Raw genomic sequence first — 13088 nt, forward strand, 5'->3', positions numbered from 1 at the left:
CCGAAGGAACGAAGGCTCACCTTGACCGTTGGCATGGGGTCAATTGCACCGTCAGGAGAGTATCGTCATGAACAACATCATCTGGCTCATCGGAGCGATCGTGGTCGTCCTCGCGATCTTGTCGTTCCTTGGGTTGCGCTGATCGCTCTAAGAACCTGCAGGGCTGCTTCTTTCACAGGGCGCCCTGCAGTTCTCCAGGGATCGCCTGTTGCGACACGGGCTCTGGTGCAGCTTATTCCATCAGCACCATGACGACCGACGCGACGTTCAGGATGGCCAATACGCCGAGCAGGGTCGGAATCACAGGAACACCAAGCCGCCGCACCGTACCGTCACAGGCAGCTTCGTCGTGACATGCGAGATGAGAACGCTTGATGGCCATGCCTCATCCTCTTCGTAATCTGACCCTGCGTTAGTGCGGTGCCACCATGGACCCTCAGCTCCCCGTGGGAGGTGTGCTTCCACACATGGGCGGCCCGATCTGAGCTTCAGTGCCGCGTGGCGGTCTTCTGAAGCTGGAGAAGCTGACCCTCGATGGCGCGCATCCGGGTCATGAGACGGTCAAGCTCCGCAAGAAGATATCTCTCATCCTGCTTTGCCTGTTCGATAAGTTCAGGGGAGGAGCCGTGGCGGATGCGCTGAAGGGCATCCGCGAGTTGGCGATCCAGAAGCCGCATATGGTGCTCCAGTTCCAAGAACTCTTGGTGAAGCTGGGTCTCCTTGAACACGGCAGGGTCTCACGTGAGAACGGTCGGCTCCAAGGTTAAGCTACAGCGTCAATGCGGGTTCCTCCAGGGTCAAAAAGCGGTTCCGGCAAATTTCTTAACGGCCAAGCTGAAACACGAGATCGTGTTCACCGTTCTGTGATGAGGGCTTTCGCCCGATGGCCACACCATCGGGGAATGCAGAATTGCACACAGCCCTGCACAGAGAACATCATCGCGGGACTGCACGCGTTCAAGCAGCCTCGCGTTGTGTTCTCGCTTCATCGCGCCGACCACCCGCTTTGCGTTTCCGGGCCGGTCCTTCCAAAGATCACAGAGCCTCAAGGGTCGTTGCGTTCGCAAAAGGCTCCAAGAACAGCAGCCGGATGATAGAGGAGATGGCCGGATGGGACATAGGATTGAGCCTGATCATATAGCGTTGATCGTCGAAGACGACTTCGAAGTGAGGGGCTTGGCGGCAGCTCTCCTCGAGGAGACAGATCTCAAAGTCGTAGAGGCTTCCAGCGCCGAAGAGGCGCTCGATTATCTGCGGCTGCATTCGGAGGAAGTGGCCTTTCTGTTCGCCGATGTTCGTCTCCCCCGTCTGGCGGATGGCTTGGACCTGGTTCGTACCGTTCGCCTGAAATGGCCGTGGATACGAACGGTGCTGACGTCAGGCCGGCCCCTTGAGCAAGGGGAAGGTGATGTTCTCCGCGGCGTTCGTTTCATGCCCAAGCCATGGAGAGCGCTCGAAGTTCTGATGGAAGCTGAGAAGGCGGCTCAAGCCCATCAGAGGAACTGAAGCGAGATCAAGCGAGCAGCTTGGAATTGGTTTCCCGCCTCCTTCCGGCAGGGTCGTGGAACCTTGGCGCTTGCCAGGAATTGGCGTCAGCAGTTTGAAAGGATTGACTGATGCCGCATTCGTCCATTGCCACAGGCACGTTCCCGTCCCGCAAGGAGGCCAATCGGGCCGTTCAGCGTCTGGTGTCTGGTGGATTTGCCCGCAACAGCATCTCGCTCCACCAGCACGATGATGATGACGGATACGATCTGGAGATTCATACCCGCCGGGAAAACGTGGGGCGCGCAGAACGCCTGATCCACGATTCCGCGCCTTATTACGTCGTGAAGCAGAAAGCGTCCGAGGTTGTCCACACGGCACGATCGTATCCGCTGGTCCTGCTCGGTGCCGGAATTCTGGCCGGCTTCCTGATCTACAACCTCGTTCCACGTGAGGCCGTATCCGGCCAAGGAAGCCGGCGCAGGCGCTGACGTTGTTGCTGGAGCGGGGAGGGATCTCGAAGGCTCGGTTCAGTCCTAGAGATTGCCGTCCTCGTCGTGAGGCCGGCTCCGCTCCAATCGCTCCAGCAATTGTTTGATCGAATCCGGAGCAGGTTCTTTCAGGATGTTCTGATATTTCTGCTGCAATTGCCGACCGAGATCTCTCAGGAGCTCGGATTGACCTGCCGACGTCAGGCTGTTGGAGCCGACGCTCCAGCCTCTATGGCCGCCTGCGGCATAAGGATGGTGCCGCTTTGGCATTCCCTTTCCTCCTTATTCTCATCTTCGAGCCTGAGAACGAGAGAAATTGGATTGGGTTGCAGCTAAGTTTCTGGAAAAGAAGAATTTTCTAGCGGGCAACAAGATTGTCGCCTGCTTTAGGACCAGCTTCCTCGGCCTTAACCCCTTGGCCTGAAAGATTGGCCTCGGCACGTGAGGCGACCGCCGGTCGCATTGGATTCTTGCGGGCCCTGGGCCAAAGCTCGACCTTAAAGACAGGGCGGGCTGGATTCATGCGTGAAGTTCTCATGGTCTATTTGTGCGGTGTGATCCTGCTGCTTGCAGTGTCGACCATGATCGAGGGAGAGGAGGGGGTTGGCCTCGACCACATCCTCATTGCCGGTTTCGGCTGGCCGATCCTGACCCCGATCCTGGCCTTGCGCGCCTGGACCAGCCGCTAACGGTAGCGCCAGATATCGTTGCTGAGTGGCTGACGGAGTATTTCTCCGCACCGATTCTTGCTATCTGGGACCGTCACGTTGTGGGATGACCTCATGGCCAAATGGATCTTCTCTGTTGCGATCTTTCTGACCGGGCTCAACGCGGTGCAGGCTCAGACGAGCTGCTATCCGCGCATCGGCGCCTATAGCGGCCAATATGAGGGCCAGTGCCCCGGTTCCAGCCTCAAATGGACGGCGGTCGAGAATACGATCGGGGCGTTCGGGCGAAACTGCAGCGACGAGCCGTGGACCTACAATCGCACGGAGAAGATGTTCTACAATTCGAGGGCGAACGAGAGTTTTGCCATGCAGGATTGTTACGCGGCGAGCCGAGACCAGCTTGCGAGCAATTCGAAGACGAGCGTCGGCACGGAGATGGTTCGCCGCTTTCACGAGAACAAAATTCAACGTCCCGGGACGTCCCTCGAGCAGGCATCCGTCAATCGCTGAGGCTCAGCCGGGTGATCGTGCATGGGCATTGCGCTGTCGCTTCACGCGATCACAATCGTCATGATCCGTAAGGATACGTGAATTGACCAGCGTGCCTGGCAGGAGGAGAGTGATGCGTGGCCGATAGCATTGGTTGCTCCCTCTGAGAAACTGAGGCCCCGGAAGGGGCCTCTTTTATTGAGTGGATTTCTCGGGAAGATCGTCAGATCCGGAGACTCTCCAAAAGCTTCTGGTACGGTTCGCGACGCTCGCGGTATTTCAGGAGCAGTTGCCTCTCGATGTATTGCTTCTGTTCGATCTCGATTCCGCTGCGTTCAAGACACAGTATGTCCTCGCCGAACTGAAAGTCTATGTTCGTAAGCGTTCGCGCCACCCATAGTATCTTCAAGTCTTTTTCCGTCAGCATACCCCCGTCGCCATCTGTCGCGGAGTCTGGATACGTCAAGGCATCTTTGTCGACTGGCATGTTCCCCCTCCAGCCTCTTGAATCGATTGTGAAATGATATCTTTCAAGCAGATTGGCGGGCAATGAGGGCAGCCTAAGCTTGTGGATTAAAGCGTTGGCCCCAAGTCAGTAATCCCAAGGAGTGAGCGCCATTTGGCTCATATTTCTGTCGCCGGCTTCCCGATCCGAATCGCTTCGCTGGAGGAGATCTGGCTCTGCCTGAGCCCCAAAATCGTTAACGCCGTCTTTATCCGAGGGCGCCCTTAGGGAGTAATACGTACCCCTTAGTGATTAGATCCAGGTTCCCTCCCTTGATCAACTTAGATCTTTGCGTCCTGATAGATGTGGATGGGCTGATCGCGTAAAGTTTTTCAAGGGGGCTGAGTAATGGTCCAAGATCATTCTAAGCATGCTGCAGCGTCTAATCTGACGGATGATCGCTGCATGAATAATGTTACTTCAACATATGCAACAGAGTTGCTTTGCGGTAACGCGCTGCTGTATGCGGGTCTCGCGCAACTCTTGTCAGGTACCTGTTTCGAGGTGCTTGACGGGGTTTCGAAGGGAACTTCGACCTCGCAGCCTCGTACACAATCGGAGCCGGCCCTCTACATCGTAGACGCCACCGGTTCCTCCGAGCAGGCCCTCGAGTTCGTCCGAGTCGCCAAGGCACGGCATCCTGCTGCGCGGGTCGTGGCGATCGGCAATCAGCCCGACTGGCAATCCGTACACGCGGCGGTGTCCGCCGGTGTCGACAGCTTCTGCCTAGCCACGAGCGGCCGTGAGGTCCTGATCAAATCCCTCGAGCTCACGATGCTGGGCGAAAGGATCCTGCCCGGATCGCTTATTCGGGCATTGTTCGACAACGAGCTGACGCACCCGGGCACGGCTGAGGTTATCCCATTGTCGGACCATCGTGTTCCCGACCCGAAGGCTCAAAAGCTGTCGCCCCGTGAGACCGTGATCCTCCAGTCGCTGATGGGCGGCGACCCGAACAAGGTCATTGCGAGAAAGCTCGACATCACCGAGGCGACGATCAAGGTTCACGTCAAGGCGATCCTGCGCAAGATCGGCGTGGCCAACCGCACTCAGGCCGCCATGTGGGCGACGGGAAATCTCAAGGAGACCGGACAGTCGGCGGGAGAGTTCCATGAGGTGCGTCGGTTGAGCTGAACGCGCCTGGAAGCGATCTGCTGAATCCGTCGGCGGTTTGCCTTACATTGCCATCGTCATCCTTGCAGCGCGGCAAGGAATGACAGGGCGGTCGCCACGATATTGATGCCTGCGATAATGAAGAGCAGAGCCACCGACACGGGGAATGGCCGCGTCTGCTGTTCGTATTCCTTTTGCTGATGCATCGCCTTCATGGCGTTTCCCTCTCGACCGCTTCCGACAGACCCCAAGATGGCGCCATCGACGCCGTGGCGCTGTGACGTGCTTCACAGCCGCACGGGTCTTTCGTGACGTGCAGGAGAGATCGCGAGGCGGCACGTCAGGACACGTCGTCCACTTGATCTCAAGGGCCGCTGCCGCGAGCGACGGACACGCAGCGGGATCCGACCAGACACCGAGCAACGTCCTTGGTCGGTGCCCATCCCGGCCCCGGTGCTTCACCCAATCCGCAATAGGCACCCGAAGCGACAAACCGGTCGTAGGTCGTGGCGCCCGTGTTGAGAACAACGGAGCCTTGGGTCGCGACAAGGCTTTGCGCCTGATTGCACGCCATCGCAGTGGTCAGCTGACGGCTTTGCGCCCACGCGCCCGTCCCGATGACGATAAAGCCGATGACGGCACATGTGCGGTTCATCCGTTTCATACCCACCTCCGTTGCCGAGCAGATCGCGCCGCCATTCGCGGTTACGAGACGGACAGCGCGATCAGCGACAGGACGGCCGCAAGGACATTCATCGCCACGGCGGTTCCTGCCAGACACAGGGAGATCGGGATGCGTCGCCGTTCCAGCTCTGAACTGTCTTCGACGAGGGAGACGGCTTTGACGGAAAGCTGAGTGCCTCTCGTAATCACTGTCCTTCTCCTTCCAAAGCGGAGATCGCGATTGCGATAGGAAGAGGATGCTCCTGAACCGCCACGGCGGCGGTGCGATCCCGCACGCTCGGCTCCGGGCCCGATCTCGGGGACTTCGCCCCGAGGCGCCTGCCAAGGCCGGATATCTTTCCCGCTCAAGCTGACATGGTCGAGCCATATTGGTCCGCTGTCCTGCCGTGGTCGTTCACGTGACCCATTCACAAGAGGGAATGATGGCTTACATTCAATGGGAGAAGCCGTTCTTCGTGGATCCTGCGACGGGCGAGATTGTCCTGGCCGGCACCGAGGGAGCCGTCCCCCTGCCGACCTATGGAAACTACGGCGGAGGCGGATATTCCGCCGGCGCATTCGGCGGGGAGCCGCGCACCACGCTTTCAGGCGAGCCGCTCATGCAGGACGAACTCACGCAGCTGGGGCCACTTCAAGCCCCGCGCGATGCCCTCGATTATCGCTTCTATCTCCACGACGTGGCGTCGAACGATGTCGGCGAGCCCTATGACCAGGAACAGGCGGAAGCCGATGTGGCCTTGGTCGAAGAGCTGACCGTTCTGGATGCGCGCTACGATCCGGAGGCGAGCCTCTATGCGGGCGGCGCGACCTTCGGGATGATCGGCCGCCTCGCGCTCAATGATGAGCTCGACACTCTTTCTTTGCCGGCCCTCCTCGCCGCGACGCAGGACGCCGTCGGCGACATCCGGTATGGGCTCGAGAACCTGCCGCAGCAGGAGCTCGTGTCCGCCCTCGGTTTGCTGTTCGAGCCGACTGGGGAGGAAGGCGTGTTCGCGTTCGACTTCGAGGTCACCACCACGTCGCTCGACGAGGAGATCGTCGAGTACCTCGCGTTGAACGCCCTGAACGATGCCGTCGATTTCGGCGAGGCGGACGATGGTCCTCTCGATACGGGATTGCCGTTCAGCGGAACCAGCGACTATCGGCTCACCTTCAATGTGGCCACCCGTGACCTCGACTTCGTGTCGGTCTGACGGGAGGCGCGGGAGATCTCGAGAAGGTTGGTGCGGACGGCGGGGGTCGAACCCGCACGGGCATAGCCCGAGGGATTTTAAGTCCCTTGCGTCTACCGGTTTCGCCACGTCCGCGCTGACTTGAGGGTTATCGGGCCGGGGCCGGGAGCGCAAGGGCCAACACCCGCCTGTCCCGTCACTCGGGCGTGCGGAAGCCGTAGAGCCAGTCGTAGCGCCGGGTCATGCCCTCGGGGCCGAGACGGCGCATGACCTGGTTGCGCCCGAAGCCGATCAGGCCGCCCGCATGGTAGATGCGCCCGTTCCGGCGCGCCTCGGCCTGCACCCGGCCGGCGCGGGGACGGCGCTGGGTCTCGTAGGCCGCAAGCGCCCGGGGGATGTCCGGCCGCTCCCCGCCGAGGAGAACCGCCAGGGTGGCGGCGTCCTCGATGGCGAGCGCCGCGCCCTGGGCCAGGAAGGGCAGGACCGGATGACCGGCGTCCCCGAGGAGGGCGATGCGGCCCCCGGCGAGGCGCCCGGCAGGATGGTCGAACAGGGACCAGCGCAGCCAGTCCTGCGGCTGCGCCAGGAGGGCCCGCAGGGCAGGGGCCGCCGAGGCATAAGCCTTCAGGAGCGCCTCCCGGCTGCCCGGCGCGGCCCAGCCCTCCACGGGCGCGGCGCTCCGCTCGATCGCCACCACGTTGACGAGCCTTCCGCCGGCGATCGGATAATGCACCACGTGGCCTTTCGGACCGAGCCACAGGCCGGTCTCGTCGCCGGAAAGCTCCGCCGGCGCGGCGCTCCGCTCGAAGGTGGCGCGCCAGGCGACGGCACCGCGAAAGGCCGGGGGCGTCGTGTCGCCGAGGGCGGGCCGGATCGTCGACCAGATTCCGTCGGCCCCGACGATCAGGTCGACCGCGAGGCTCTCCCGCGCGCCGCCGGCGGACACCCAGGCGAGGCGGGCCCCGTCCGGCCCGTCTTCAACGGTCTCGACGCTGCGGCCCATGACGAGGCGGATCCCCGGCTCGGACCGGACAGCGTCGAGGAGAACGGTCTGGAGATCGGCCCGGTGCACGACCCAATAGGGCGCCCCGAAGCGCTCGCGCAGGAAGGCCCCGAGGGCCACCTGGCCGATGGCCTTGCCCGACCCGATGGCCCGCACGACCACCCGCTGCGGTTCCGTGGCGACCCGGCGCAGGGCGGCGCCGAGCCCGAGCCCGATCAGGATCCGGCTGGCATTGGGCGAGAGCTGGAGCCCGGCCCCGACCTCGGAAAAGCCGGTCCGGCGCTCGACGAGCGTGACCGCATGGCCCCGCCGGGCGAGCGCCAGGGACGCCGTCAGGCCGCCGATGCCGGCGCCGACGACCGCGATCGACAGGCCGGACATCTAGGGCCTCGGCCCGGAAGCGGGCGCCCGCCCGCGGGACTTGAAAGAGGCCGTCGCTCTCGGGCAGGGCATCGTTCGGGAATGCACGATGGTGTTAGCGCGAGGCGGGGGAGGTGGCGAAATCGGGCTCCCACTTGCATTCCGCCGGGCGGGCCTCGTCGGCCTTGAGGGAGGGATCGTACTTGAACAGGGTCGAGCAATAGGAGCAGACGGTCTCGCTGTCGTAGCCCATGTCGATGAAGATGTGCGGGTGATCGAAGGGCGGTGTCGCCCCGATGCACATGAACTCCTTCGAGCCCACGTGAATGACGGGAACGCCCGGATCGTTGTGGAAGTGGGGTGTGCCTTTGTCAGCCATGCCGTTGCTCTCGAACCCATGAAATCGGCGGCACCATAATGGCCGAACGGCCATGCGCCTAGAGGGTTTTTCCGCATGGCGGACCGGCCTCGGCCTCCCGGCGCCCTGTGCGCGACGGAGCCCCGGGACGGCTGAAGGCGCAGGCCGCGGCTCGCGAACCTCCGTCGCCATCGCTGCCGTCTCATCCACGTCATCGCCGTCCCCGGATCAGGTCCGGCCATGACGCGCGTGGGGGGCCGTCGCTTCACCGCCGCAAGGCGGCCTTCGCCACCGCCCGCTGCCGGTGCCAAAACTCCCGGTACTCGTCGAGTTCGAAGCGGACCGCATCGGCGAAGAGCTGGCGCTGCTGCAGGTAGCACGGCGGCCCATAGCCGCCCTGGCAGCCCTCGTTCTTCCGGCACGTGCGCCTGCGGCAGATCCTGTGCGCCATGAGCAGATCGGACAGGCGGCGCAGGGTATCGTCGAAGTCGGGCATGTCGAACAGGGGAATGTCGGTGTCCTGAATCATGATGGGTCTCTCGGCAATGGTGACAAAAAGCAATGGATGAAAAAGGCGTGCGCCTGCGGCCCGGGGCCGGATCGGCCCCGGACTTGAAGGCAATCGAGGGTGGCGCGAGTGGCAGCCCGGCTCGATGCTTGGTGTGAGATGGAAGAGCAGGGCCGCCCCTCGCGCACGGTTCTTTTAGGCGGACCTCCTGCGCTCTCAGCCCAGGGTCGGCCTCCCGCGATCACCGGCGTGCGAGGCCGGCGGCGGGACCGTGCCGGTTCCCGTCACTGCGACGCCTCGCGAGCGCGCCCCTCGTCGGAACCGATCTGCCCAACGATATAGCCCAGGTTAGGAGGATTGTCAAGAACAAAGGGTGAACATTAATTGTAGTGATACAACGGTATAATTTTCACGCCTTGGTTGAAATCTTCTACTTGTAGGGCCCGAGTTGGTACAGTTAAGCTTGCCCCATCTATGGGGGAACGCATGCTCTTACGGCTCAATAGCATTCAAGAAATCGGACGATTTGCATCTTTGATTCATAAAGGTCCCCAGTTTCCACGCCTTACCCTGATTTATGCCAGAAACGGTTATGGGAAGAGCACCTTAACATCTGTCCTGCGTTCTGCGTCTGAAACGAAGGCAGACTACATATTGGCACGGCGGCGCTTAGGGGCCTCGAACGTCTCTTCTGTAAAGTTTGAATGGAAATCACATGGCTCCATCTCCTTTACAGCTGGGAAATGGGATACTTGCCCAGGCAGGCTTTATATTTTTGACAGCGATTACGTTCAGCAGAATTTACATGTGGGGGATAGCGTCACAAGAGATAACAAGCGAAGCCTCTTAAGAGTCGTGTTGGGGGCCAAAGGTGTAGATCTTGCACGTACTATCTCAGAGATTGATGTGGAGCAGAAGGAGCTAACCAGCAAACTAGCTGCATTGGAGAAAACTATTAAGGCGGCATGCAATAACAGCATAGGCGACGTGTTGTCTTTCTGCGCGACACCAACACCAGCCAATATTAATGAGCAGGTCTCTAAGGCCAAGCAGAAAGTTGAATTAGGTGTTCGCTCTATAACGGTTCAACAGAAGAAAAATCCTTCTCTAATCCATTTGCGGCCATTTGCCGAGTTCGAGACTCTAATTTCTCGCTCGATACAAGATATTTCAGAGCGGGCCAGCATTCGTATTCAAGAACATATCGACAAACACCAAATGCATCCCAATGGGATGCGGTGGCTCAGGTATGGTGTTGAGCATATGAATGGTACAATTTGCCCTTTCTGCACGCAAGATGCAGGCCACGTTGATTTGGTCGGGATGTTCAAAAATTATTTTAATACAGAATTCTCTCAACTTGAAACAGAGCTTTCCGATGCATTTTTGGAAATACAGAAGCTGACAGAGCAAGATGCGCAAACGATCGAATATATACTTAATCACAATGCGTCGGATTTTGATTTCTGGAAATCCGTTTGCGAATTTGATGCTCCACATCTATCGATCGAACAGATCAGCTTTCTCGCAAATGGGTTACTAAGTTTGCGAGCTATTCTTGAGCAGAAAATCACTGCGCCACATGCCTCTTTAAGTTTTGGAGCCAAGCGCGGTGAAATTCTTGCCGCTTTTGAAATAGCATCAATTTATAATGATAAAATTGCTCAATGTATAAAGATCCTTGAGGTTGCTCGAAAAAATACGGATGGCATTGACCTCACGAAAGCGAAACAGGAGCTAAGCTATAAAGAGAGTTTAAGAGCTAAAGGAATTGACCCATTAAAGGCTGACATTCAATCATACTTGTCTCTAATTGAGCATCAAAAGCAGATTGTAAAAAACAAGAAAATTGCTCAGGAGGAGTTGCGAAAATATACAGAAACAGTGACGAGGGAAAAGCAGGAAGAGATAAACCAAATCCTGGAGAGTTTTGGCGCAAATTTCTCAATTACAGATACAAAGGCAAGTTACGTTGGAAGAGAGCCTAATACGGATTTTTCGATCCTTATTGGAGCGCACAAAATTCAAGCGGGCGAGATAAATGATCAAGCTCCATGTTTTAAAACGGTGCTAAGCACTAGCGATAAATTCACACTGGCGTTGGCTCTATTCATAAGTCAGGTTCGCTCCGATGAGAATCTAGATGACGCGACAATTGTCTTTGATGACCCATTTAGCAGCCAGGATATGTACCGTCAGTGGGCAACTGCAAGCCAGATCCGTGAACTCTCTAGAGATGCTTGCCAAGTGATAGTTTTATCTCATGATCCTCGCTTTCTCAGGCAAATCACAAAAGAATTCAAAGATTCTGAAGACTGCAAAGAGTTCAAGCTAACTTGTGATGACGAGGGTCTAGGCAGCATTTCTCAGTGGTCATCAGAAGATGAATTGAAATCCTTATATGTGCAACAGGCAGAACGTATTTGGGAGTATGCAAATAAGGGCATATTTCTTAAGGGTACAAATGCAGACAATTTAACTAAGGATCTTCGGCCTTTTTTAGAAGATTATCTAAGAGCCCGTTTTCCTGGTAGATTTGGTGAAAGCAGTTACCTGCCTGCAATGGCTGAGAATATAGAGAATGCAGGTATTGATGATCCTATGTTCAACTATGTTAAGGCAATCAAACAAATCAATGAATTTACAAGGGGGAACATGCACGGAGGCGCGGAAGCCCCTAATCCCGAAGCACTTAGAGTACAGTGTAAGCAGATTGTCAGAATTGTTGGCCTCTACTAGGCCAATCATCAAAGTTGATCTTTTAGATTGTATACCCATTGACCCCGCACCCCTGATGCGTGTTACCTCGTTGCCGGAGCCGGGCGTACCCGGTTCTGGGGTCTAGAAGCCTCTCACTACGCCGGTCGGCATCGACCGCAACGATGTCTCCCTCGCCTTACGGCCGGGGAGGCGTTGGCGCATGTCCAAGGCGCAAGCCCAAAGGCCAATGCAGCCGTGCTAGTGCGGCTTTCTAGCTCCCCGGCCACCAGCGCTTCGCTGGTGGTCGCTTCAGCCCAGGGGAGTGATCGCATGGAGCCGTCCTACAGCGTCTTGGCCGACGCGCTGTCCAAGTTTCACACCGCGCCGGAAGGGATCCAGGCGCTCTGGCTCGTGGTGGTGCCGGTGACCGTGCTCGGCACCGCGTTCTGCGGGCTGCAGGCGGTGAGGGCGGTCGCCGGCCTGCTCGCTCGGCGCGGCGAGCGGCGGGGCGAGGCGCTCTATGCGGTCTACGAGGAGGCGGACGGGCGCCTGATGCTCTATGCCCGCGGCACGGTGCGGGAATTGCCGCGCGGGGAGGCCGGGGCGGTGGCGCTGCCGGATCCATCGCAGCGGCGGTGAGGCCGATCCCTCTCCCGCCCGGGAGAGGGAGCTGTCCCGGGCGTGGAAAAACCGGGTCCACTTTTGCGCGCGATGCGCTAGGGTGCGCGGCAATCAGAAACCTCTCTTGCAACCTCCCTGGCAACTTCCCTTGGGATCCATGCGCTATTTCAATTCCGACGGCGTGAGCATCGCCTATATCGACGTCCCGCCCCACGAGGGCGAGGGCGAGCCGATCCTTCTCATCCACGGCTTCGCCTCGACCCATGCGGTGAACTGGGTCAACACGCTCTGGGTCAAGACGCTGACGCGGGCAGGCTATCGGGTGATCGCGTTCGACAATCGCGGCCACGGGGAGAGCGAGAAGCTCTACGATCCGGCGGCCTACGATTCCTACCGCATGGCCGAGGACGGGCGGCGGCTGCTCGACCATCTCGGCATCGAACGCGCCGACGTGATGGGCTATTCCATGGGGGCGCGCATCACCGCCCACATGGCCATCGCCACGCCGGACCGCATGCGCTCCATGCTGCTCGGGGGATTAGGCATCCATCTCGTGGAAGGCGTCGGCCTGCCGCTCGGCATCGCGGACGCCATGGAGGCGCCGTCCCTCGACGATTTGACCGATCCGATGCAGCGCATGTTCCGCGCCTTCGCGGATCAGAACAAGAGCGACCGCAAGGCGCTTGCCGCCTGCATCCGGGGCTCGCGGCAGGTGCTGACGAAGGCCGAGGTCGCGTCGATCCGGCTGCCCACCCTGGTGTCCGTCGGGACGGCCGACGACGTGTCGGGCTCGGGCCCGGAGCTCGCCGCCCTGATCCCCAACGCCACGGCGCTCGACATCCCGGGTCGCGACCACAACCTCGCGGTCGGCGACAAGGTGCACAAGCAGGGCGTGCTCGACTTCCTGGCCCGGCGGCCTTGACCGGGAGGC

The 13088-nt window shown here is 59.4% G+C and carries 19 protein-coding genes and 1 tRNA gene; 9 read left to right on the forward strand and 11 right to left on the reverse strand.

Translation table 11 applies throughout. The features are described 5' to 3' along the window. Window positions 1-232: 232 nt before the first annotated feature. Together VB672_RS21300 and VB672_RS21305 are read right to left on the reverse strand one after the other, a co-directional pair. Complete coding sequence (locus tag VB672_RS21300; RefSeq protein ID WP_329786224.1) at window positions 233-382, reverse strand: hypothetical protein; 150 nt, start codon at window positions 380-382, stop codon at window positions 233-235. A gap of 106 nt (window positions 383-488) precedes the next feature. Then, entirely contained in the window at window positions 489-677 is a 189-nt protein-coding gene (locus VB672_RS21305) for a hypothetical protein (RefSeq protein WP_329786225.1), read from the reverse strand. Window positions 678-1143: 466 nt separating this feature from the next. On the opposite strand from VB672_RS21305, the gene VB672_RS21310 reads away from it, so the two are divergent. Together VB672_RS21310 and VB672_RS21315 are read left to right on the forward strand one after the other, a co-directional pair. Continuing rightward, window positions 1144-1506: a response regulator gene (locus tag VB672_RS21310; RefSeq protein WP_329786226.1), complete on the forward strand. Its 363-nt coding sequence runs from the start codon at window positions 1144-1146 to the stop codon at window positions 1504-1506. Between the two features lie 110 nt (window positions 1507-1616). Then, entirely contained in the window at window positions 1617-1976 is a 360-nt protein-coding gene (locus tag VB672_RS21315; protein WP_329786227.1) for a hypothetical protein, read from the forward strand. 45 nt (window positions 1977-2021) lie between these two features. On the opposite strand, the gene VB672_RS21320 is transcribed toward VB672_RS21315, so the two are convergent. Then, window positions 2022-2246, reverse strand: coding sequence for a NepR family anti-sigma factor (locus VB672_RS21320; RefSeq protein ID WP_329786228.1), 225 nt, complete (start codon window positions 2244-2246; stop codon window positions 2022-2024). Window positions 2247-2497: 251 nt separating this feature from the next. Here VB672_RS21320 and VB672_RS21325 point away from each other — a divergent pair, with 251 nt between their 5' ends. Together VB672_RS21325 and VB672_RS21330 are read left to right on the forward strand one after the other, a co-directional pair. After that, on the forward strand, window positions 2498-2665 hold the full coding sequence (locus VB672_RS21325) for a hypothetical protein (RefSeq protein ID WP_329786229.1): 168 nt from the start codon (window positions 2498-2500) through the stop codon (window positions 2663-2665). Between the two features lie 93 nt (window positions 2666-2758). Beyond that, window positions 2759-3154: a hypothetical protein gene (locus VB672_RS21330; protein WP_329786230.1), complete on the forward strand. Its 396-nt coding sequence runs from the start codon at window positions 2759-2761 to the stop codon at window positions 3152-3154. Between the two features lie 202 nt (window positions 3155-3356). Here the strand turns inward: VB672_RS21330 and VB672_RS21335 are convergent, their stop codons facing one another. Next, window positions 3357-3620, reverse strand: a complete 264-nt coding sequence (locus VB672_RS21335) for a hypothetical protein (RefSeq protein WP_329786231.1) — start codon at window positions 3618-3620, stop codon at window positions 3357-3359. Between the two features lie 366 nt (window positions 3621-3986). On the opposite strand from VB672_RS21335, the gene VB672_RS21340 reads away from it, so the two are divergent. Beyond that, on the forward strand, window positions 3987-4772 hold the full coding sequence (locus VB672_RS21340; RefSeq protein ID WP_329786232.1) for a response regulator transcription factor: 786 nt from the start codon (window positions 3987-3989) through the stop codon (window positions 4770-4772). Window positions 4773-4828: 56 nt separating this feature from the next. Here the strand turns inward: VB672_RS21340 and VB672_RS21345 are convergent, their stop codons facing one another. The 3 genes from VB672_RS21345 to VB672_RS21355 form a co-directional block, all read right to left on the reverse strand. After that, window positions 4829-4966, reverse strand: coding sequence for a hypothetical protein (locus tag VB672_RS21345; RefSeq protein WP_329786233.1), 138 nt, complete (start codon window positions 4964-4966; stop codon window positions 4829-4831). Window positions 4967-5115: 149 nt separating this feature from the next. Further along, a complete protein-coding gene (locus VB672_RS21350) occupies window positions 5116-5415 on the reverse strand; it encodes a hypothetical protein (RefSeq protein WP_329786234.1) in 300 nt (99 codons plus the stop codon). Between the two features lie 41 nt (window positions 5416-5456). Continuing rightward, window positions 5457-5624: a hypothetical protein gene (locus VB672_RS21355; protein WP_329786235.1), complete on the reverse strand. Its 168-nt coding sequence runs from the start codon at window positions 5622-5624 to the stop codon at window positions 5457-5459. A 233-nt stretch (window positions 5625-5857) separates the two neighbouring features. On the opposite strand from VB672_RS21355, the gene VB672_RS21360 reads away from it, so the two are divergent. After that, on the forward strand, window positions 5858-6628 hold the full coding sequence (locus VB672_RS21360) for a hypothetical protein (RefSeq protein WP_329786236.1): 771 nt from the start codon (window positions 5858-5860) through the stop codon (window positions 6626-6628). 28 nt (window positions 6629-6656) lie between these two features. Here the strand turns inward: VB672_RS21360 and VB672_RS21365 are convergent. The 4 genes from VB672_RS21365 to VB672_RS21380 form a co-directional block, all read right to left on the reverse strand. Then, window positions 6657-6742: transfer RNA gene (locus tag VB672_RS21365), tRNA-Leu, on the reverse strand. Between the two features lie 61 nt (window positions 6743-6803). Further along, window positions 6804-7991, reverse strand: a complete 1188-nt coding sequence (locus VB672_RS21370) for an FAD-dependent monooxygenase (RefSeq protein ID WP_329786237.1) — start codon at window positions 7989-7991, stop codon at window positions 6804-6806. Between the two features lie 94 nt (window positions 7992-8085). Then, window positions 8086-8349 carry a zinc-finger domain-containing protein gene (locus VB672_RS21375; protein WP_329786238.1) on the reverse strand — a complete coding sequence of 88 codons (264 nt, stop codon included), beginning with the start codon at window positions 8347-8349 and terminating at the stop codon, window positions 8086-8088. Between the two features lie 244 nt (window positions 8350-8593). Next, a complete protein-coding gene (locus VB672_RS21380) occupies window positions 8594-8857 on the reverse strand; it encodes a hypothetical protein (RefSeq protein WP_329786239.1) in 264 nt (87 codons plus the stop codon). 465 nt (window positions 8858-9322) lie between these two features. Between VB672_RS21380 and VB672_RS21385 the strand changes: the two genes are divergently transcribed. The 3 genes from VB672_RS21385 to VB672_RS21395 all read left to right on the forward strand — a co-directional run bounded on the left by VB672_RS21385 (window position 9323) and on the right by VB672_RS21395 (window position 13079). Further along, window positions 9323-11575 (forward strand): AAA family ATPase, encoded by a 2253-nt coding sequence (locus VB672_RS21385; protein WP_329786240.1) that lies wholly within the window; start codon window positions 9323-9325, stop codon window positions 11573-11575. 222 nt (window positions 11576-11797) lie between these two features. Beyond that, a complete protein-coding gene (locus VB672_RS21390) occupies window positions 11798-12175 on the forward strand; it encodes a hypothetical protein (protein WP_329786241.1) in 378 nt (125 codons plus the stop codon). A gap of 139 nt (window positions 12176-12314) precedes the next feature. Further along, window positions 12315-13079: an alpha/beta fold hydrolase gene (locus tag VB672_RS21395; protein ID WP_329786242.1), complete on the forward strand. Its 765-nt coding sequence runs from the start codon at window positions 12315-12317 to the stop codon at window positions 13077-13079. Window positions 13080-13088 lie beyond the last annotated feature (9 nt).

This window comes from Microvirga sp. CF3016 (assembly GCF_036314085.1).
In the GTDB taxonomy this organism is placed as follows: Bacteria; Pseudomonadota; Alphaproteobacteria; order Rhizobiales; family Beijerinckiaceae; genus Microvirga.

What these genes read in the sequence shown, in the direction of transcription:
- VB672_RS21380 (WP_329786239.1), bottom strand. Translation starts at nt 8,857, where the DNA reads ATGATTCAGGACACCGACATTCCCCTGTTCGACATGCCCGACTTCGAC.
- VB672_RS21370 (WP_329786237.1), bottom strand. Translation starts at nt 7,991, where the DNA reads ATGTCCGGCCTGTCGATCGCGGTCGTCGGCGCCGGCATCGGCGGCCTG.
- VB672_RS21330 (WP_329786230.1), top strand. Translation starts at nt 2,759, where the DNA reads ATGGCCAAATGGATCTTCTCTGTTGCGATCTTTCTGACCGGGCTCAAC.
- VB672_RS21305 (WP_329786225.1), bottom strand. Translation starts at nt 677, where the DNA reads ATGCGGCTTCTGGATCGCCAACTCGCGGATGCCCTTCAGCGCATCCGC.
- VB672_RS21340 (WP_329786232.1), top strand. Translation starts at nt 3,987, where the DNA reads ATGGTCCAAGATCATTCTAAGCATGCTGCAGCGTCTAATCTGACGGAT.
- VB672_RS21360 (WP_329786236.1), top strand. Translation starts at nt 5,858, where the DNA reads ATGGCTTACATTCAATGGGAGAAGCCGTTCTTCGTGGATCCTGCGACG.
- VB672_RS21375 (WP_329786238.1), bottom strand. Translation starts at nt 8,349, where the DNA reads ATGGCTGACAAAGGCACACCCCACTTCCACAACGATCCGGGCGTTCCC.
- VB672_RS21320 (WP_329786228.1), bottom strand. Translation starts at nt 2,246, where the DNA reads ATGCCAAAGCGGCACCATCCTTATGCCGCAGGCGGCCATAGAGGCTGG.
- VB672_RS21300 (WP_329786224.1), bottom strand. Translation starts at nt 382, where the DNA reads ATGGCCATCAAGCGTTCTCATCTCGCATGTCACGACGAAGCTGCCTGT.
- VB672_RS21395 (WP_329786242.1), top strand. Translation starts at nt 12,315, where the DNA reads ATGCGCTATTTCAATTCCGACGGCGTGAGCATCGCCTATATCGACGTC.
- VB672_RS21335 (WP_329786231.1), bottom strand. Translation starts at nt 3,620, where the DNA reads ATGCCAGTCGACAAAGATGCCTTGACGTATCCAGACTCCGCGACAGAT.
- VB672_RS21385 (WP_329786240.1), top strand. Translation starts at nt 9,323, where the DNA reads ATGCTCTTACGGCTCAATAGCATTCAAGAAATCGGACGATTTGCATCT.
- VB672_RS21350 (WP_329786234.1), bottom strand. Translation starts at nt 5,415, where the DNA reads ATGAAACGGATGAACCGCACATGTGCCGTCATCGGCTTTATCGTCATC.
- VB672_RS21325 (WP_329786229.1), top strand. Translation starts at nt 2,498, where the DNA reads ATGCGTGAAGTTCTCATGGTCTATTTGTGCGGTGTGATCCTGCTGCTT.
- VB672_RS21315 (WP_329786227.1), top strand. Translation starts at nt 1,617, where the DNA reads ATGCCGCATTCGTCCATTGCCACAGGCACGTTCCCGTCCCGCAAGGAG.
- VB672_RS21345 (WP_329786233.1), bottom strand. Translation starts at nt 4,966, where the DNA reads ATGAAGGCGATGCATCAGCAAAAGGAATACGAACAGCAGACGCGGCCA.